Annotated in this window: 18 protein-coding genes, 1 tRNA gene and 1 other RNA gene; 17 read left to right on the top strand and 3 right to left on the bottom strand. The window is 67.9% G+C overall.

The window, feature by feature from the left end; translation table 11 throughout:
• The first annotated feature begins 203 nt into the window (after window positions 1–203).
• Window positions 204–1,688 (top strand): tetratricopeptide repeat protein, encoded by a 1,485-nt coding sequence (locus AACZ75_RS02795; protein WP_339871113.1) that lies wholly within the window; start codon window positions 204–206, stop codon window positions 1,686–1,688.
• 14 nt (window positions 1,689–1,702) lie between these two features.
• Window positions 1,703–3,181: a right-handed parallel beta-helix repeat-containing protein gene (locus AACZ75_RS02790; RefSeq protein ID WP_339871111.1), complete on the top strand. Its 1,479-nt coding sequence runs from the start codon at window positions 1,703–1,705 to the stop codon at window positions 3,179–3,181.
• Window positions 3,182–3,203: 22 nt separating this feature from the next.
• Here the strand turns inward: AACZ75_RS02790 and AACZ75_RS02785 are convergent.
• Window positions 3,204–3,276, bottom strand: a tRNA-Ile gene (locus AACZ75_RS02785).
• A 195-nt stretch (window positions 3,277–3,471) separates the two neighbouring features.
• Here AACZ75_RS02785 and AACZ75_RS02780 point away from each other — a divergent pair.
• The 8 genes from AACZ75_RS02780 to AACZ75_RS02745 all read left to right on the top strand — a co-directional run bounded on the left by AACZ75_RS02780 (window position 3,472) and on the right by AACZ75_RS02745 (window position 9,350).
• Complete coding sequence (locus AACZ75_RS02780; RefSeq protein ID WP_339871110.1) at window positions 3,472–4,221, top strand: SIMPL domain-containing protein; 750 nt, start codon at window positions 3,472–3,474, stop codon at window positions 4,219–4,221.
• 150 nt (window positions 4,222–4,371) lie between these two features.
• The gene (gene sppA / locus AACZ75_RS02775) at window positions 4,372–6,153 is read left to right on the top strand and encodes a signal peptide peptidase SppA (protein WP_339871109.1); all 1,782 of its coding nucleotides are present in this window, start codon (window positions 4,372–4,374) and stop codon (window positions 6,151–6,153) included.
• 117 nt (window positions 6,154–6,270) lie between these two features.
• Window positions 6,271–6,591, top strand: coding sequence for a hypothetical protein (locus tag AACZ75_RS02770; protein WP_339871107.1), 321 nt, complete (start codon window positions 6,271–6,273; stop codon window positions 6,589–6,591).
• 8 nt (window positions 6,592–6,599) lie between these two features.
• Window positions 6,600–7,361 carry an N-acetylmuramoyl-L-alanine amidase gene (locus tag AACZ75_RS02765; RefSeq protein WP_339871106.1) on the top strand — a complete coding sequence of 254 codons (762 nt, stop codon included), beginning with the start codon at window positions 6,600–6,602 and terminating at the stop codon, window positions 7,359–7,361.
• Between the two features lie 8 nt (window positions 7,362–7,369).
• A complete protein-coding gene (locus AACZ75_RS02760) occupies window positions 7,370–7,837 on the top strand; it encodes a DUF6678 family protein (RefSeq protein ID WP_339871105.1) in 468 nt (155 codons plus the stop codon).
• Window positions 7,838–7,885: 48 nt separating this feature from the next.
• Window positions 7,886–8,278, top strand: an RNA gene (gene rnpB, locus AACZ75_RS02755) — RNase P RNA component class A.
• Window positions 8,279–8,422: 144 nt separating this feature from the next.
• The gene (locus AACZ75_RS02750; RefSeq protein ID WP_339871104.1) at window positions 8,423–9,241 is read left to right on the top strand and encodes a hypothetical protein; all 819 of its coding nucleotides are present in this window, start codon (window positions 8,423–8,425) and stop codon (window positions 9,239–9,241) included.
• Entirely contained in the window at window positions 9,228–9,350 is a 123-nt protein-coding gene (locus AACZ75_RS02745; protein WP_339871103.1) for a hypothetical protein, read from the top strand. The genes AACZ75_RS02750 and AACZ75_RS02745 overlap by 14 nt, the downstream gene beginning before the upstream one ends.
• Window positions 9,351–9,564: 214 nt before the next feature.
• Here AACZ75_RS02745 and AACZ75_RS02740 read toward each other — a convergent pair whose 3' ends face one another.
• Together AACZ75_RS02740 and AACZ75_RS02735 are read right to left on the bottom strand one after the other, a co-directional pair.
• A complete protein-coding gene (locus AACZ75_RS02740; protein WP_339871102.1) occupies window positions 9,565–9,879 on the bottom strand; it encodes a hypothetical protein in 315 nt (104 codons plus the stop codon).
• 139 nt (window positions 9,880–10,018) lie between these two features.
• Entirely contained in the window at window positions 10,019–10,888 is an 870-nt protein-coding gene (locus tag AACZ75_RS02735; RefSeq protein WP_339871101.1) for an IS1595 family transposase, read from the bottom strand.
• A gap of 256 nt (window positions 10,889–11,144) precedes the next feature.
• On the opposite strand from AACZ75_RS02735, the gene AACZ75_RS02730 reads away from it, so the two are divergent.
• Genes AACZ75_RS02730 through mraY form a run of 7 tightly spaced genes read left to right on the top strand, consistent with a single transcriptional unit; the run spans window position 11,145 to window position 18,739 of the window.
• On the top strand, window positions 11,145–11,615 hold the full coding sequence (locus tag AACZ75_RS02730) for a division/cell wall cluster transcriptional repressor MraZ (protein ID WP_339871100.1): 471 nt from the start codon (window positions 11,145–11,147) through the stop codon (window positions 11,613–11,615).
• Window positions 11,612–12,565 carry a 16S rRNA (cytosine(1402)-N(4))-methyltransferase RsmH gene (gene rsmH / locus AACZ75_RS02725; RefSeq protein WP_339871099.1) on the top strand — a complete coding sequence of 318 codons (954 nt, stop codon included), beginning with the start codon at window positions 11,612–11,614 and terminating at the stop codon, window positions 12,563–12,565. The genes AACZ75_RS02730 and rsmH overlap by 4 nt, the downstream gene beginning before the upstream one ends.
• Window positions 12,562–13,008 carry a cell division protein gene (locus AACZ75_RS02720; protein WP_339871098.1) on the top strand — a complete coding sequence of 149 codons (447 nt, stop codon included), beginning with the start codon at window positions 12,562–12,564 and terminating at the stop codon, window positions 13,006–13,008. The genes rsmH and AACZ75_RS02720 overlap by 4 nt, the downstream gene beginning before the upstream one ends.
• On the top strand, window positions 13,005–14,750 hold the full coding sequence (locus tag AACZ75_RS02715; RefSeq protein ID WP_339871097.1) for a penicillin-binding protein 2: 1,746 nt from the start codon (window positions 13,005–13,007) through the stop codon (window positions 14,748–14,750). Before AACZ75_RS02720 ends, AACZ75_RS02715 begins: the two co-directional genes overlap by 4 nt.
• Entirely contained in the window at window positions 14,747–16,201 is a 1,455-nt protein-coding gene (locus tag AACZ75_RS02710; RefSeq protein ID WP_339871096.1) for a UDP-N-acetylmuramoyl-L-alanyl-D-glutamate--2,6-diaminopimelate ligase, read from the top strand. Before AACZ75_RS02715 ends, AACZ75_RS02710 begins: the two co-directional genes overlap by 4 nt.
• Window positions 16,194–17,630 (top strand): UDP-N-acetylmuramoyl-tripeptide--D-alanyl-D-alanine ligase, encoded by a 1,437-nt coding sequence (murF, locus tag AACZ75_RS02705; RefSeq protein WP_339871094.1) that lies wholly within the window; start codon window positions 16,194–16,196, stop codon window positions 17,628–17,630. The genes AACZ75_RS02710 and murF overlap by 8 nt, the downstream gene beginning before the upstream one ends.
• On the top strand, window positions 17,630–18,739 hold the full coding sequence (gene mraY / locus AACZ75_RS02700) for a phospho-N-acetylmuramoyl-pentapeptide-transferase (protein ID WP_339871093.1): 1,110 nt from the start codon (window positions 17,630–17,632) through the stop codon (window positions 18,737–18,739). Before murF ends, mraY begins: the two co-directional genes overlap by 1 nt.

Raw genomic sequence — 18,739 nt, 5'->3', positions numbered from 1 at the left:
AATTCCCCTGTCCGGGGAAACGCTAAATAGCTGAATCTTGGGGATAACCGTTCGCCGAACAAAAATCACCCACTCTCCGGCAACGCTTTGGCGGAAAACGACGTTAACCTTGACAGCCGGGTGTCCGGGCCGGACACATTGCCGGTGAACATGGTTAATGGTCGATCGGGAGATCGATCGGCCCGCAACGTGTGAGGGGGAGTATGCGCGACCGCGACGGCTTCGACGACGACCCCGCGCCTGCCCGGCGTCGCCGCGCCCCGATGGCCGCCGCGGCCGCCATTGGCGTGCTGACGATCGCAGCCCTGACCCTGGCCAGCTGTGGGGATCGCGGCCTGCAGTTCTGGCGACAGGATTCCGACGGCGGTGCGGCCAACGCCTGTCCGCGCCCCGCCGCCTTTACCGGGGCCGAGTTCAACGCCCAGGAGACCAGTCTGCGGGCCCTGCGCCGGGCCGCATTCCGTGGCGATTTCTTCGCCCAGCTGGAGCTGGGGTCACGCTATGCGGCGGTGAAGGCGACCGACAAGAACATCGAGGACCCGATCGAAAGCTCGGTCTGGCTGGCGTTGGCCCTGGCCAATGACGAGGGTTATGCGCCGATCAATCGCGCCGACCGCGGCGGCTTCTGGGGCTTCGGCGGCCTGAAGCCGCTGTCCCGCTACGACGACTGTCGCGCCTGGGAGCGTCACAACGTCTATCAGCGGCTGGATCGCCAGCTGGGGCGGATGACCCGTGCCGAGCAGGAGGCCGTGCGAGACCGGGTGATCTATGTCCTGTCGACCCAGGACGCCAAGGGCTATCGCGCCCTGGCCCGTCTGCATGATTCCCTCTACGGCCCGTTCGGCGAGCCGCAGGACAATCGCGAGGGTCGCGAGGCCTGGGGCAATGACGGCAGGGACAGCGGGCCTGACCGCGATCCCAGTGCCCTGCATGCCGCCACCAGCCTGTTCCAGCGCAACGATGTGGACGCCTATCTCTACAACTATCTGGCGGTGCAGACGGGCGACGTCGGGGCCTATGTCCTGCTCAAGGATTTCGAGCGGTCGTCGCCGAACCGCAGCCGCTACGCCGCCTTCGTCGAGGCCAAGGCGCGCCAGTGGGTACCGCCGTTCGAATTCTATCCCAATACGGCCCCGGCCTCCGGCGTCCCGTTTTCGGATGAAAGCCGCCCGCGCGGCGACGCCTATGAATATGCGCTGTCCCGGATGACCGAACTGCCGTTCGTCCATGTCGGGCGGGCCTTGCGCTACCTCGGCGTGACCGAGACGACCCCGACCCGCCCCGATGCCCTGTCGAAACGCCAGATCGAGACGCTGGAGGCCATGCTGGGTCATCCGATGGAGTCGCGCCTGTCCTATCTCGAGCGGGTCCGGGCGGTGCAACTGGCCGCGGTCAACGGCTCGTCCGAGGCCCAGCTGGTCCTGGCCGTGATGTACGCCGAGGGTATCGGCGTGCCGACCGACTACGCCCGCGCCTTCCACTGGTTCGAGGAGGCGGCCCGCCAGGGCAGTCCCGAGGCCAAGTTCGCGATGTCGACCTATTTCGCGCTCGGCGTCTCCGGCGTCGCCGACCAGGACAAGGCCGCAGCCGTCGCGGTGCGGATCGATTCCGCCCTGGCCGGGTTCGGCCCGTCCGCATCCCGCCTGCAGGCCGTCCTGGCCCAGGTGTCCCGCTCGCAGCGCCGCTAGGAGGGCGTGGAACCATGACCGATCGTCCCGTCCGCAGTCTGATCACCGGCCTGGCCGTCGTTGCCGCTGCCGCCCTCGGCGTGGTCCTGACCCCGCCGTCGGCGGCCCAGGCCCAGGTTGCCGCCCGGGTCGAGAGCCAGACCCGCCCCAATTTCGGGATCCTGCTGACACCGCCGACCCGTGGTACCCGCGGGCGCTCCACCCATCACCGCCGCTACGACTATCGGCGTGACCACCGGCCGGACTGGCGGCCGGAGTTCCGTCGCCAGGGGACCGAGGAGATCGTTCTGGTCGACTGCGGCGGCAATCCCGGCTCAGGCGCGGTCGAGGACGCCGTGCGTCGCGTGCGCCCCGGCGGCACCCTCGTCATCCGGTCCCGGGCCGGGGCCTGTGTCGGCTGGCTGAATGTCGACAAGCCGATGACCATCATCGGTGAAGGCGGCTTCGATCCGCGCGACTGGCACCGCACGCCGTCGCCGACCCTGCAGGCTCCGGACGGGCTGCCCTGCATCACCGTGGCCCAGGGAGTCCGGGTCGAGATCCGCGATGTGGTCTTCGCCTCGCCCAAGGCGGGCGATGCCGCCTGTATCGTCGGCTACGGCGCCGAGATCGTGATGAACCGGGTCGGCTTCCGCCATGCCGGGGACGAGGCCGCCATCTATGCGGACGGAGGCCTGGTCGATATCCGCAACGCCATCATCGACGCCCAGACCATCGCTCCGGCCATCGTTGCCGACGGGGCCGTGCTGACCGCCTATGAACTGGTCGTCACCGGTGCCCAGACCGGGCTCGAACTGATCCCGGGTGCGGGCCAGACCTCGCGCGTCTCGACCTCGACGTTCAAGGGCACCGGCGCGCCCAACAGCTTCGGGCCCCGCTCGATCGGTCTGATCATCCGGTCCGGCCGCGACTACGGCCGGGTCGAGATCGAGAACACGGCCATCGTCGGCTATGTCGAGGGCGTGGCCATCGAAGGGGCCTCCGTCACCATGAGCGACAGCCGGATCGGCCGCTCCGACAAGGGTGTCGTCCTCTACAATGGCGAACTGCAGCTGACCGACAGCCGGATCCGGGCCGCCGGGGTCGGGGTGGCCGCGGCCTCGGGCCATGCGGTCGTCACCAACAATGTCTTCGCCGGGGTCCAGCAGGTGATCTTCGCCGAGCCGCGCGCCACCGTCGAATCCAGCGGCAACCGCGTCTGGTCGCAGACCCTGTGCCGGCCCAGCTTCCGCGATCGCTACCGCGGCCGCTATGAGCCCCACTGGAATCCGGGCAACGGCTGGACCTGTGTCTACGGCCCCTATCCGCGTGACTGGTGGGACGACGAGGACGGCCTGCTGGGTCTGCCCTACCAGGACGACGGCTTCACGCTGGACGGCTATGACAGCTATCGCCGCGGCGAGGGCTGGTACGACCGCAACGGGCGCTATGTAAACGACGACCGCTACACCGGCGACGACCGCTGGAGTCGCGGTGGCGGCTGGCGGCGCTGATGCCGCCGCGGTTCGCGCCCGGTAGGCCCGGAGGGACTCGAACCCCCAACCAGACCGTTATGAGCGGTCGGCTCTAACCATTGAGCTACGGGCCCGCCGAGGGCGGTGGTTTCGCCTAGCAGGCGGTCACTCCGCTTGCCAAGCGTCATCGTCGGGCGGCATTATTTCCGGCGGTGAACGGAACCTGCCACCGCGGCCGGGGCGTTGTTCAGGGACCAACCGCCAAGGTTCCGCCACGGCCCGACGCCACCGTCCGGGTCCCGTGGCCTGATTACCGGAGTTCAACCGACATGACCCGATCCTTCCGCTCCCTGTCGCTGGGGGCCGTTCTACTGGCCGCCAGCGCCCTGACCGCACCGGCCGTCCTGGCCCAGGAAACCTCGATGGCCGGCATGCACAGGATGCAGGCCCCGCCGTCGTTGAACCTGTCGGCCCACGGCGAGGTGCGTCTGGCACCCGACATGGCCACCATCACCTTCGGCGTTCTGACCGAGGCCCCGACCGCCGCTGCGGCCATGCGCAGCAACGCCGCCCGCATGAACGAGGTCATCGCCGCCCTGCGCCGGGCCGGGATCGCCGAGCGCGACGTCCAGACCTCGGGGCTGAACCTCTCGGCCCAGTACGACTATGTCCAGAACCAGCCGCCCAAGCTGCGCGGCTATCAGGCCAACAACCGGGTGACGGTCACGATCAACGACCTGTCCCGCGTCGGCACGACCGCCGATGCGGTGGTGGCCGCCGGCGTCAACCAGATCGACGGCATCAGTTTCGGCCTGAAGGAGTCCGGCGCGGCCGAGGACCGGGCCCGCCAGCTGGCGGTTCGCGCCCTGCAGGCCAAGGCCGCCCTCTATGCCCAGGCGCTTGGCGTACCGCTGGGCGGGATCCGCTCCCTGACCGAGTCCGGCGGCTACAGCCCGCGCCCGCCGCAGCCCATGTATGCCCGGGCCGAAATGGCCATGGATTCCGGCTCGACCCCGGTCGCGGCCGGTGAACTGACGGTGCGGATCGACATCACCGGCGTCTACGACCTGGAACGCTGATCCGGCCCGGGCCCGCCGTCACCGGCGGGCCCGGCTCTCCTGCCAGTCCGGTTCGCCCACCGGGATACGTTCATTTGACGCGAACGCTTGCCTCTCTATGGTCGCGTCGGGCCGCTTTCTGGTCCGTTCCGTCCGGACCTGCCGACCTTCATGAAACAGTTTTTCCTGACCGTACTGGGCGTTTTCCTCGGCCTCATCCTGTTTGTGGTCGTGGTCCCGCTGGTGCTGATCACGGCGGCGGTGTCGTCGGCCTCGTCGACCCCGGTGACCGCGTCCAATACAGTGCTGGAACTGGACCTGCGCGACGGCCTGACCGACCAGGATCCCACCAATCCGTTCGCCGTGTTCGGCGGATCCGGCCTGTCGGTGATGGAGGTGGTCGATACCCTGGCCCAGGCCGGGGACGATCGTCACGTGAAGGCCCTGCTGATCCGCCTGCCGGAAGCCGGCATGACCCCGGCCGCCGCCGATGAGGTGCGTCAGGCCGTGCGACGCTTCCGCGCCGCCGGCAAGGTCGTGATCGCCCACAGCCAGGGCTTCCAGCCGGTCGGCACCACGATTTCCAGCTATATGGTCGGGGCCTCGGCCTCCGAACTGTGGATGCAGAACACCGCCAGCTTCCAGCTGACGGGCTTTTCCGCCGACCAGATCTTCCTCGGCCGCGCCTTCGACAAATACGGCGTCAACGCCCAGTTCGAGCAGCGCTACGAGTACAAGAACGCCGTCAACGAATACACCCAGAGCGACTTCACCCCGGCTCATCGTGAGGCGATGACGGCGTGGATGACCTCGATCTACACCAGCGCCATCGCCAACGCCGCCAGTGATCGCAAGGTCACCCCGGTCGCCCTGCGCGCCACCATCGAGGGCGGCCCGTGGTCGTCGGCCGAGGCCCTGCAGCGCAAGCTGATCGACAAGATCGGCCAGGTCGAGGAGGCCGAGGCCGAGATCAGACGGCGCGCCGGCAAGGGGGCCCAGCTGGTCGAGCTGGGTGACTATGCCTCGTCCAAGGGCCAGCGCCGCGGCTCGGGCCGCAACGCCATCGCCATCGTCGGCGGCGAGGGGGCCATCCAGACCGGTAGCGGCAGTGGCGGCGGCTTCGGCGGCGGCGCGTCGATCCGCTCCGACGACCTCGCCGGGGCGCTCTATGAAGCGATCGAGGACAAGGACGTGAAGGCCATCGTCTTCCGCGTCTCCTCGCCCGGCGGCTCGCCGGAAGCCTCGGAACAGATCCTGGCCGCGGTTCGCGCCGCCCGGGCCGCGGGCAAGCCTGTGGTCGTGTCCATGGGAGCCTATGCCGCCTCGGGCGGTTACTGGATCAGTTCGGAGGCCGACTACATCGTCGCCCAGCCCTCGACCCTGACCGGGTCGATCGGGGTGTACGGCGGCAAATTCGTGCTGGCCAACGCGCTGGGCCGTTTCGGTGTCGACATTCGCGACCTGTCGGTCGGCGGCGACTATGCCGACGCCTTCTCGCCGGCCCGGCCCTTCAGCGCGGCGCAGCGGGCCGCCTATTCGGCGTCGATCGACCGTACCTATGAGGAGTTCATCGCCCGGGTCGCCACCGGTCGCAAGCTGACACCGGCCCGGGTCCGGGAAATCGCCCGCGGGCGCGTCTGGACCGGTCGCCAGGCCAAGGAACTGGGCCTGGTCGACGAACTGGGCGGGCTGCACGAGGCTATCGTCCAGGCGCGTCGCCTGGCCGAAATCCCGGCCGATGAGGCGGTACGCTTCAAACGCTATCCGACGCCGGAATCGCCGTGGGAAGCGCTGTCCAAGGCCTTTGGTGTCTCCAGCGAGGCGGCCCGCGTGCTGGTCGGGATCGGCGGCGTGATGGCGGATCCGCAGGCCCGGGTCGTGTTGCAGCGGATCGAGGCTGACCGTATGCGCAGCGCCGGGGCCTCGGTCCTGGCCGAGCAGCCGCTGCCCTGACAGGGGCCCTCGCCGGAATGCACACTCGCCTGTGACCGTGTCTTCCATTGACCCGGAGGCGATATCGACCGACATTGCGCCTCCGACGCCCCCCGGGGTGTTTCCAAAGGCTGTTCGATGATCGAGACCGATCGCTTCATCCCTTCGGGGGCCGCATCCCGTCGGCGGGCCCCTGGCCTGCTGACCCCTGTGGTGTGGCTGTGCGGTCTGATCGCCACCCTGGCGGCGATGACCATCGGGGCGATTCTGGCGGTATTCACGGCCGTGGCCGTGGCCGTGATCGCGGTCTTCGGAACCATTCTGATCTTCCTCGCCGGCCTCGCCATTCGCGCGCGCCGCCGGTTCGGTGGCCACAACCGTCGCGGCGATGATGTGATTGAAGCCCGCAAGGTCGACGGGGAATGGGTCGCCTACGGCTGGGAACGACAGGGGCGATAAGCCCGCCCATGCTCGACATCCGTGACGCGCCGTCGCCCAATTTCGACAATCGCCGCGCACCACCGGACCTTCTGGTGCTGCACTATACCGGCATGCCGACCGCCGAGGCGGCCGTCGCCCGCCTGCGCGACCCGGCGGCCGCCGTCTCGGCCCACTACGTGGTCGATGAGGATGGCCGGATCCTGAAGCTGGTCGCCGAGGAGCGCCGGGCCTGGCACGCCGGCCAGGGCGAATGGCAGGGCGAGACCGACTGCAACGCCGCCTCGATCGGCATCGAGATCGTCAATCCCGGCCATGAGTTCGGCTATCGGCCCTTTCCGGAGGTCCAGGTCGCGGCGGTGATCGCCCTGGTCGCCGACGTCCGCTCGCGCTGGACCATCCCCGACGGCCGCATCATCGCCCACTCCGACCTGGCCCCGGCGCGCAAGCAGGACCCGGGCGAGCTGTTTCCCTGGAAGGCCCTGGCGGCGGCCGGTCACGGCCTGTGGTTCGAGCCTGCGCCCGAGCGCATCGCCGCCCTCGGCCCCGAGCTGACCCTCGGCGACGAGGGGCTGGGCGTGGTCGTGATGCGGGCCGGGCTGAACCGGCTCGGCTACGGTCTGAAGCCCGGCGGCAGCTATGATGACGATACCCGGCTGACGGTCGATGCCTTCCAGCGCCACTGGCGACCGGCCCGGGTCGACGGCATCGCCGACGGCGAGACCCGGGCCACCCTGATGGGCGTGCTGCAGCTGGCCACCGCCGAGAGCCCGACCGGCGTGCTCAACTAGGCGTCCCCATGGTCGACCGTCCGGACATCGAGGCTCGGCGGCAGCAGGATCGGGAACACCGGCAGAAGGTCCGGGCCGAGGTCGAGCGCCGCGGGCTGGCCTCGGTCATGAACCAGACGCGCTGGACCAAACTGCGCGACGGGATCCGCGACCTGCCGTTTTCTCCGCCCTATCAATACCAGGCGGTGCTGGATCCCCGCGAAATGCTGTGGGTCTCTGACCAGCGGGTCCAGCCGGGCTGCTGGTGTTACGAATGCCTGGAGCCCTTCTATGCGATCGAATGGCTCAGGTTGATCCCGCGCCTGTGGCGGCAGGACGGGGCCCTGCTGCCGCTGACGCTCGTGGAGGATTGCACCGGGCCGCTGCGGTCGACCCTGATACGGCTGAATATCCCCTTTCGCGAAGACGAGCGCGGATTCTGGATTTACGGCTATGCCTCGGGCGATCCCACGCTCGAACCCGATGCCGGGCCCTGATTCCGTCCCGGATTGACGTGCCCGGACGAAACGCCCATCTCTCCCCTGTCAGACGGCCGGGCGGTCGCGGCGGGGGCTTGCCCCTGTCGAGGAAAGTCCGGGCTCCACGGTGAAAAGGCGGCGGGTAACGCCCGCCCGGGGTGACCCGAGGGATAGCGCCACAGAAAGCAAACCTCCGGCCTTGCGAGGCCGGTAAGGGTGAAAGGGTGGGGTAAGAGCCCACCGCGTCTCTGGTAACAGCGACGGCACGGCAAGCCCCGCCTGGAGCAAGACCGAATAGGGATGTCGCGTGGCTTCGGCCGCAGGGTTCACCGCCCGAGGCATCCGGGTAGGTCGCGAGAACCCTTCAGCAATGGAGGGTCCAGAGGAATGATCGTCACCCGACGCCCGGCTTCGGCCGGGCCCAGGGGACAGAACCCGGCTTACAGGCCGTCTGACACTTTTCCCCGAAGATCACCCTGGCGCGGCAGGGGGAGCGTTAACCCGTGTGGCGGTTGTCGGGCGCAATCACTGTCCACAGCCTGTCTATACTTCGGGAACTATCCCCTTGCGACATGTAAGGGAGATGTGTGATATGACGGGGAGATGTCAAAACTCGTCGCCAGAGCCTTTGAAGACACGCGCCGCCAGCTTGGCGGCTGGCCCGGGCTGTTCATGGCGGTCGGCGCGGCTGTCATCGCGTGGTTTGCGCTCGGCCTTATCGCTGGCGAAGAAGCAATGAGGGCCGAGGCGCAATTCATTGTGGCCGCGCTTTCGGGCGTCGGAGCTGTCTTTCTTCTCATGATGTTATGGAACTTGATCTGTACGCCGTACCGGTTTGCCAAGGAATTTGCTGGGGAGTGGCGCGAGAAGGCGGTGATCTCGGAGGGGCGCGTTAGCGCGCTGGAGGATCAGATTGCCGCACTTTCTGATATTAGACCTGTCATCCGACTGACGATTTTAGGGGTTGTCGGTGGGGGTTCTTCCGTAGAAATGCCGGGAAAAGTTTTGCTAATGCCGACGGTTTCCGTCGCCAACATCGGACGGCAACCATCGGCATTGACCGATTGGAAAGTGGAGTTTGGTAAGAATGGCTCGCGAAGCGATGCCGACTTATTCCACGCACGTGGCGTATCGTTTTCCCGCAGCGAAGGCCCAGAAGGGAGGGTTGCGAGTGAAGGATTTATCTACGAACGCACTATAGCCCCAGTCCAACCCGGAGCTGTCGTCGTTGGCCCAATCCCAACGCTGGTTCCTCCCGAAGTTTTGAGAGACCCCATCGGCCTCGATGTTTGGGTTTCTTGTTTTGACGTTCATGGAAGGCGATGGGAGGGGCATTACAGTGTCCAGTCCGACACGATTGGCCCACCAAGACATCATCCAGGCGCGTCCATTTCATGGGAAGAAATTCATGGCCGAGAATGAAAGATTCGACGCCCTTCTAGAAGCGATGCTCACCAAACCGCCACTAGAGGTGTCCGCAAAGGAACCGCCAGCGGACGAGGGCGACGTGCGCGAACCGGACGAAGGCTAGTTTCGGAATAGCCGCTGGTTAAGGCCGCTTTGGCGTATCATCGCCTTCAGGGTGCCGATAGGCGCGTCGTCGTTGGCCCTATGCCCAGCAACAGTTACAAGCCGGACCCTTCCGCCGCACACGCCGCGATACATTTGATGGCTGCCATTGCCCTGACGGTGCAGAGTAAAGCCGTGATCCAGCAGAATTTCTATGAACCTAGCGTAAGAGCAGCTTAGGCGGGGCAAGGAAGATCGTAACCTGCGTGCATAGACTTCTCGTTCCGAGACGGGCTCGCGAACAGCATGTGAAATGCAAACGACAAGATCCACTGTGCACGTACATGCATGGGGGATCGTCGCGAGAGCAACGCTACAGCCACGTCGGGTGCCTCTTTAACGGCGGCCTCGACATAAGACCGAATGGCGGCCTCTAGACAGCGGCGTGCCTCATCAAGCGTGCGGGCCTCGACCGAAATGTCTAGGTCAATGCAGATGGCCTCAAAGCGGTCATCGTAGCCGCGCGCAAAGCAGCGCAGGGTCTTTTGCATATCGATCTCCCTCGCCTGCGAACCGATCTCAATGTTCGCGCGGCGCACTTTCACCCTGAAAGTGAAACCATATGGTGTCAACGTTAGGGCGAGTTATACGACGCCGCCATCAGCCTAGATGTGGCGAGAAAGTCTCGCCTCACACCCCGCGCGGGAACGACAGCAGCAGCCGGTCGAACATCGTGTGCGGCTCGTGGCGCAGGTTATAGCGGAACTCGAACTCGTTCAGATACGATTGCAGGTGCTTCTGCGAGACACTGATATACGTCCCGTTGATGCCGCGCTTGAGCATCCCCCAGAAGCCCTCAATGACCGCCGTGCCGCCCCGCTCGCCCTTGAGCGAGTTATAGGGGTGGTGGGTGTAGCCGTAGATTTCCAGCGACTCGAACGCGCGGGCGGCGTCGGAGTTGACCGGCGTGCCCCGGCGAACGGTCTTGGTGATGGCCGGGATGACGTACTTGCCCGAACGTGACGGGATGTGGGTAGCAACGACGTTGCCGCCGCGCTCGACCATGCCGAGGACCACCTTCTTGTCGTTCTTGCCGCGCTTGTCGTAGCCGCCGATGAAGGTCTTGTCGGTCTCAACGATAGTGGACGGGCTGCCGAGCATACCGTCGCCGTCCACATAGCCCATGTATTGGCGGATCAGGTTGCACATGCGCCAGGCCGTCTTGTAGGTCACGCCGATCTCGCGCTGGACCCGCTTGGCCGCAACGCCGTTCCGCGTCGAGGTGAACAGGAACATCACATAGAACCAGTCGCGCAGGCTCGTGCGCGTACCGTGGAAGGGCGTCCCGGCAGTCGGATAGACCTGATAGCCGCAATGCTCGCACTCATACGAGCGACGGACTTTGACGCGGTAGTATTTGGCCTCGCGCTCGCATTTCGCGCAGGTGTGTTTGGCCCCGTAGCGAACCAGCTTGAGGTGTTCGAGGCAGCTATCCTCAGTCGGAAACCGCGCCTGAAACTGGCGGAGGGTCGGGCCTTTCGGGGTCTTGATCTTGTCCATGGACACAATATGCCAGAAACAGGCTTACATGTCTAGAGGGGATACATCCCTATACTTCGGCTGTTCTATGTATGTTCCGCAAATCCGGGTGCGATGTTGTCCAGCGGCCGTGAACTTGGTTAAAAAGCGTCAACTAATCCCATTGAGGCCCATTTGATCCCATGCTATCCCAATGGCATGATTTGGGGCTGAGCGGCGTCGCATAGGGCACGCCACGGATTTCAGGGGCGGACCTAAGGGTCCGATAGGGCAGGGCGTGTTTCTCTCGACCTTCGAGAAGCAGCTGGACGGCAAGCGCCGTCTCTTGATCCCCCAGGAATTCCGCACGGCCGAAAACGGCGCGGAACACGGCGTCTTCTGCTTTCCCTCCATCGAAGCCGACTGCCTCGAGGCCGGTGGCGACCGGCTGTTCGCCGAATACCGCGGCGTGATCGAGAGTCTGCCGTTCGGCGACCCCTATCGCTCGGCCCTCGAGGCCGCGATCTACGGCGAGCAGAAGGCCCTGGCCTATGACTCGGGCGGGCGCATCACCCTGCCGGAATCCCTGTGCGCCGAGGCCGAGCTGTCTGAAGCCGTCATCCTCTATGGCGTCGGCGACCGGTTCCAGATCTGGTCCCGCGACAAATGGGAAGCCCACCGCGCCGAGCAGCGCCGCGCCGCCCGCGCCGGCCTGGCCCAGTTCGGCGAGATGCGGCGGCAGGCGATCAAGCCGGGCGGCACCGGATGAGCGCCCCCCATGCCCCCGTCCTGATCGACCAGGTCATCGCGGCCCTGTCGCCGGGGCCGGGCGATGTGATCATCGACGCCACCTTCGGCGCCGGCGGCTATACCCGCGCCATCCTGGCGACCGGGGCCGAGGTCATCGCCCTGGATCGCGACCCGACGGTCCAGCCCTATGCCGAGGCGGTCGCCAACGACTATCCGGGCAAATTCACCATGGTGCGGACGCCGTTTTCGGGTCTGGCCGAGGCCTTCGCCGACAGTGGTCGCGACCGGCTGGACGGGGTGGTCTTCGACATCGGCGTCTCGTCGATGCAGCTGGACCAGGCCGAGCGCGGCTTCTCCTTCATGCGTGACGGGCCGCTGGACATGCGGATGTCCGACACAGGTGAGACCGCCGCCGATATCGTCAATACCTGGGATCACGGGCCGATGGCCCACATCTTCAAACTGTACGGCGACGAACGCCAGTCAGGCCGGGTCGCCACCGCCATCCTGCGCCGTCGCGTCGAGCAGCCGTTCGAGCGCACCCTCGATCTCGCCGCCGTGGTTGAAAAGGCCCTGGGCGGACGCCGCGGCGCGCCGATCCATCCGGCCACCCGCGTGTTCCAGGCCCTGCGCATCGCCGTCAATGACGAGCTGGGTGAACTGCGCGCCGGGCTCGAGGCCGCCGAGGCCTGTCTGTCGCCGGGTGGCCGCCTGGTGGTGGTGACCTTCCATTCGCTCGAGGACCGGATCGTCAAGGCCTTCCTGACCGAGCGCACCGGCAACGCCCCCGGCGGCTCGCGTCACGCCCCGGTGAGGATCGAGACCCGCAAGCCCAGCTTCACCCTGCAGTTCAAGGGCGCGCACGAGGCCGACCCGCAGGAGCTCGACGCCAATCCCCGCGCCCGTTCGGCCAAGCTGCGCGCCGCGGTCCGCACCGGGGCCGCCCCGTGGGGAGGGATCGCCGCATGACGATGTGGAGCGCACCCCGCACCGGCCTGCAGCGCCTGTTCGACTGGAAGGTCCGCGGCATTCGCTGGGTCGAGATCATCGGCCTGCTGCTGGTGGCGGTGATGATCTTCTCGGTCTATGTGGCCAAGGCCGGCGCGGCCCGCGAGGGCGTACGGATCAGCGAGCTGGAGCGTCAGATCGCCGACAACGGCGAGCGGGTACGCCTGTTGCGGGCCGAGGTCGCGCGGCTGGAGCAGCCCGGCCGGCTGGAGGCCCTGTCGCGCAGTGCCGGCCTCGCCCCGGTCGACGTCCATCGCCGCGCCAGCGAAGGAAGCCTGGCCGCGATCGCGCCGGTGCCCGAGCCGCGCCCCGTCATCATCGCCCCGACGACCGCCGCTGCCGTCCAGGCCGCCGCCGACGCCGGGGGACCGGTCGCTCCGGCGGGACCGGAGGACGGTCGATGAGCGTCCACGACCATCATTCCGCCTACGACCGTCCCGCGCCCGGCCTGTCGTCGGGACGGCGGGTGTCGCCCACCTGGCGCTGGTTCGCCGAGGGTATCTGGTGCGTTGAACACGCCTTCGGCCGGGCGCGCGCCCACGCCCGGCCCGAGGAGGACGCCCGGGTCCGGATCTTCGTGATCCTGGGTCTGTTTGCCCTGGTGTTCGCGGCCCTGGCCGTGGGGGCGATCCATTCGGCCCTGATGGCCCCGCGCAGCGGTGGCGGTTACGCCGGCAATCCGAATGCCCTGGTGCGGGGCGACCTGGTCGATCGCAACGGTGCCCTGCTGGCCACCAACATCGTCCACTACGCCTTCTACATCGACCCGGCCGAGGTCTGGGACCGCGATGCGGCCGAGCGGCAGATCCGGCGCGCCCTGCCCGAGGTGCCGGCGGCCCGGTTGCGCAAGGTGCTGGACGGGGATCGTCGTCTGATCGTCATGCCCGGCCTGACCCCGGCCGAACGCCGGCGGTTGCACGCCCTGGCCCTGGGGGGGCTGTCCTTTGAACCCGAGGACCGGCGCGTCTATCCGCTGGGTGCGTCGGTGACGCACGTCATCGGCGACGCCGACACCGGCGGGGTCGGCATCTCGGGAGCCGAGCTGGCCTTCAATGATGAAATTCGCCAGGCCGGTGCCAGCGGCGTGCCGTTCGCCCTGTCGATCGACCTGCGCGTCCAGGGCGTGCTGGAGAACGAACTGGCCGCCGCCGCCGAGACCAACGGGGCCAAGGGCGCGGTCGGCATCATCACCGACGTCCAGACCGGCGAGGTGCTCGGCCTGGCCAGCTGGCCGACCGGTGACCGTCTCAATCGCGTGACCTCGGCCCACTACGAGATGGGCTCGGTGTTCAAGACCTTCACCGTGGCCGCCGGCCTGGACACCGGACAGGCCGACATGAACACCCGGTTCGACGCCTCGGAAGCCTTCATGGTCGGCAATCGCCGGATCACCGACTTCCACGCCCAGAACCGGGTGATGACGCTGGAAGAGGTCTATCTCCACTCCTCGAACATCGGCACCTCGCGCCTGGCCATCGAGATGGGCGGCCCGGTCATGCGCGACTATTTCACCCGCTTCGGCCTGATGGACGCGGCCCCGATCGAGCTGAAGGAATCGGCCCGGCCGCGGCGTCCACGGCGCTGGGACGACTCCACCCTGGCCTCCCTGTCGTTCGGCTACGGCATCATGATCACCCCGGCCCAGATGGCGGCGGCCATGGGGGCCCTGACCAATGGCGGGCGGTTCATCCCGCTGACCCTGCGCAAGGGTGACGGCACGCCGGTCCGCGGCCGTCAGGTGGTCTCGCCCGAGACCTCGCGCACCCTGCTCGACCTGCTGCGCCTGAACGTGGTGCGGGGCTCGGGCGGCTTTGCCGAGGCCCCCGGCCTGCGTGTCGGCGGCAAGACCGGCTCGGCCAACAAGCTGGTCGGGGGGCGCTACGATCCGACCCATGCGGTCGGCACCTTCGCAGCGGTCTTCCCCGCCGACGGCCCGGTCGACGCGCGCCGCTATTCGATCCTGATCCTGATGGATGAGCCCTCGGCCTATCCGCGTACCGGCGGCTATGTCGCCGCCCCCGCCGTGGGCCGGATCGCCGACCGCATCGCACCCTTCCTCGGCGTCGAGCGTCGCGCCGACGCCTGGCGCACGGCCCGCGGCGAACGCATCGCCGCCGCCCCCGCAGCGGACGGGCTGGTCCGATGAGCGGTGTCCGCCTGTCCGATCTGCTGCGTCGCGATGTCAGTTCCGACCCCCTGATCACCGGACTGACGGCCGACAGCCGCCAGGTCGCCCCCGGTTCGCTGTTCGTGGCCCTGCCGGGCACCGCCGCCGACGGGCGGGCCTTCATTCCCCAGGCCCTGTCGCGCGGCGCGGCGGCGGTGCTGGCCCCGCAGGACACCCCCGACGGCTCGGCCCCGGTGCTGGTGACCTCCGGCGATGTGCGGCGCGCCTATGCCATCGCCGCCCGCAGCTTCTACGGAGCCCAGCCGGCCGTCTGCGTCGCCGTGACCGGCACCAACGGCAAGACCTCGGTCGCCACCTTCTGCCGCCAGATCTGGGCCGCCCTGGACATCAAGGCCGCCAGCATGGGCACCCTGGGCGTCGTGGCCCAGTCCGGTTCGGTGTGCGAGACCCTGACCCCGCCGGGCCTGACCAGTCCCGACGCCGCCGACGCCGCCCGGCTGCTGGCCCGGCTGGCCGGTCAGGGCGTCACCCATCTGGCGCTGGAGGCCTCGTCCCACGGCATCGACCAGCGCCGTCTCGACGGGGTCACGCTGAAGGCGGCGGCCTTCACCAACCTGTCCCAGGATCACCTCGACTATCACGGCACGATGGACAGCTATCGCGCCGCCAAGATGCGGCTGTTCGAGACCCTGTTGCCGCGTGGCCGTACCGCGGTTCTGAACGCCGACTCCGACGTCTATTCCGGCTTCGCCTCGGCCAGCATCATGTCGGGACTGGGTGTGCTGGGGGTCGGCCAGCGCGGGCGCGACCTGACCCTGATCGCGCGCCGTCCGACGGCCGAGGGCCAGCGGCTGACCATAGAGGTGCGCGGTGAACTGCACGATGTGCTGCTGCCGCTCGTCGGGGCCTTCCAGGCCTCGAATGCCCTGGTGGCGGCCGGACTGTGCATTGCCGCCGGGGAGTCGGCCGACCGGGTGCTCGCCGCCCTGTCCACGCTGCAGGGCGCGGCGGGCCGGATGCAGCGCATCCCCGGTGCCGCGCGGGGCGAGGTCTATGTCGACTATGCCCACACGCCCGACGGGCTGGAGACGGTTCTGGCCGCCCTGCGCCCGCACACCAGCGGCCGGCTGATCGTGGTGTTCGGGGCCGGCGGCGATCGCGACCGGGCCAAGCGTCCGCTGATGGGCGAGATCGCCGGACGGCTGGCCGATGTCGCCATCGTCACCGACGACAATCCCCGCTCCGAGGATCCCGCCGTCATCCGCAAGGCCGTCCGCGCCGGCTGCCCCGACGCGCTGGAGATCGGCGACCGCGCGAAGGCCATCGCCGAGGCCGTGGCCATGTTGCGCGACGGGGATGTGGTGGTGATCGCCGGAAAAGGGCATGAACAGGGTCAGATCGTCGGCGGGGTGACTCATCCGTTCGATGACGCCACCGTCGCGACCGAGGCCCTCCGCGTTCATGCCTGACTCCGCTCCACCCCTCTGGACCGCCCCCGACATCGCCCTGGCCACAGGGGGGCGGATCGAGGGTGCGGCCTTCCAGGCCAACGGCATCACCTACAACAGCCGGGAGATCGTGCCCGGCGACCTGTTCATCGCCCTGAGGGGCGCGCGTGACGGGCATGCGTTCGCGGCCTCGGCCTTTGCCGCCGGCGCGGCCGGGGCCCTGGTTGAACACCCGGTCGACGGCGGCCCCTGTATCGTCGTGCCCGATACCCTGAAGGCGCTCGAGGCGCTGGGCGCGGCCGCGCGGGACCGGGCCCCCGAGGTGCGCCGCGGGGCCGTCACCGGCTCGGTCGGCAAGACCAGCGTGACCCAGGCGATCAAGGCCGGCCTCGACCTCGCCGGTCCGGCCCACGCCTCGATCAAGAGCTACAACAACCATATCGGCGTGCCCCTGACCCTGGCCCGGATGCCGGCCTCGGCCGAACGGGCGGTGTTCGAGATCGGCATGAACGCGCCCGGCGAGATCGGACCGCTGAGCCGCATGGTCCAGCCGCATGCCGCCTGCGTGACCACGGTCGGCCCGGTCCATATCGAGGGCTTCAGCGACGGCGAGACCGGCGTCGCTCGCGAGAAGGCGGCCATCTTCGAAGGCCTCGGCCCGGGCGGCGTGGCCGTGATCAACGGTGACAATCCGTGGCAGCCGATGCTGCACCAGGCGGCCCTGCACGCCGGGGCCCGCATCGCCACCTTCGGCTCCGAGCCCGGCCATGACGCGCGCCTGATCGACTTCCGCCCCGGACCGGACGGCGCCAGCGTTTCGGCCGAGGTCCGCGGCCGCACCCACCATTTCAACCTGCGCCAGTCCGGCTTCCACTGGGGTCTGAACAGCCTGGCCGTGATCCTGATGCTGGAGGCGCTGGACGTGCCGGTCGAGACGGCCCTGGCCGCCCTGTCGGACTTCGAGCCCCTGGTCGGGCGCGGCCAGATCCGCAGCGTCAATCTCGCAGGCGGGGCGTTCACCCTGATCGACGAGAGCTACAACGCCAATCCGCTGTCGATGCGCGCCGGTTTCCTCAGCCTGGGGGCGCGCCCTGTCGCCCCGGGCGGGCGTCGGGTCATCGTCCTGTCGGACATGCTGGAACTCGGGGACCAGTCGCGCGCCCTGCACGAGGGTCTGGCCGAGGTGATCGAGGCCGCCGCCATCGACGTGGTCCACGCCGCCGGACCGCAGATGCGTCACCTCTACGACGCCGTTGTGCCCGAGCGCCGCGGCCTTTGGTTCGCGACGTCCGCCGAACTCGCCGAACACGCTGATGATCTGGTGAACCCCCGCGACGTCGTCATGGTCAAGGGCTCCAATGGATCGAAGGCCTCTCTGGTTGCCGCCGCCCTGGCCGATCTCGAACGCCGCCACGACGCCCGGTTCAACGACGCAATAGGGAGCGTCTGATGTTCTATCTGCTCTACCTCTACTACGCTGATGTCGCTCAGGATTATCCGCTGCTGAATCTGGTCCAGTACCAGACGGTGCGGGTCGCCCTGGCCATGGCGACGGCCATGATCGTGGCGGTGGCCATGGGCAGTCGCTTCATCGCCTGGATGCGGGCCAAACAGGGCAAGGGCCAGCCGATCCGCGCCGACGGGCCCGTCAGCCACCTGTCCAAGGTCGGCACGCCGACGATGGGCGGACTGATGATCCTGGCCGGGATCGCCGTGGCCGTCTTCCTGTGGGGCGACCTGACCAACCCCTATATCTGGATCGTCTCCCTGGTGACGGCGGCCTTCGGTGTGCTCGGCTTCGTCGACGACTATGCCAAGGTCACCAAACAGACCTCGGCGGGTCTGACCTCGAAACAGAAGCTGCTGGCCCAGACCGTGATCGCCGTGGTCGCCGGAATCCTGACCGTGCTGTGGATGACGGCCTCGCCGACCACGCCCAATCTGGAAACCTCGATCGCCTTCCCCTTCTTCAAGGCCGTGTTGCTGAACATCGGCTGGTTCTATGTGGTGTTCGCGGCCTTCACGATCGTCGGCTTCTCCAATGCCGTGAACCTGACCGACGGGCTCGACGGCCTGGCCATTGTGCCGGTGATGATGGCCTCGGCGGCCTTTGGCATGATCACCTATCTGGTCGGCAATTTCATCTTCTCGGAATATCTGCAGATCCACCACGTGCCCGGGGCGGGCGAGCTGGCGGTGTTCTGCGCGGCCATCATCGGCGGCGGCACCGGCTTCCTCTGGTACAATGCCCCGCCGGCCAAGATCTTCATGGGCGACACCGGCTCCCTGGCCCTGGGTGGGGCGCTGGGCGCGATCGCCGTGGCGACCAAGCACGAGCTGGTGCTGGGCATCGTCGGTGGTCTGTTCGTGATCGAGGCCGCCTCGGTCATGATCCAGGTCGCCTATTTCAAGGCGACGAAGAAGCGCATCTTCCTGATGGCCCCGATCCACCACCATTTCGAAAAGCTGGGCTGGCCGGAATCGACGGTGGTGATCCGGTTCTGGATCGTCTCGGCCATGCTGGCCCTGGCCGGTCTCGCCACGCTGAAGCTGCGATAG

The sequence above is a fragment of the uncultured Brevundimonas sp. genome (genome assembly GCF_963975535.1).
Classification (GTDB): Bacteria; Pseudomonadota; Alphaproteobacteria; order Caulobacterales; family Caulobacteraceae; genus Brevundimonas.
Note: the sequence above shows the minus strand (reverse complement) of the source record. Positions and strands in the feature narration are given on the sequence as shown.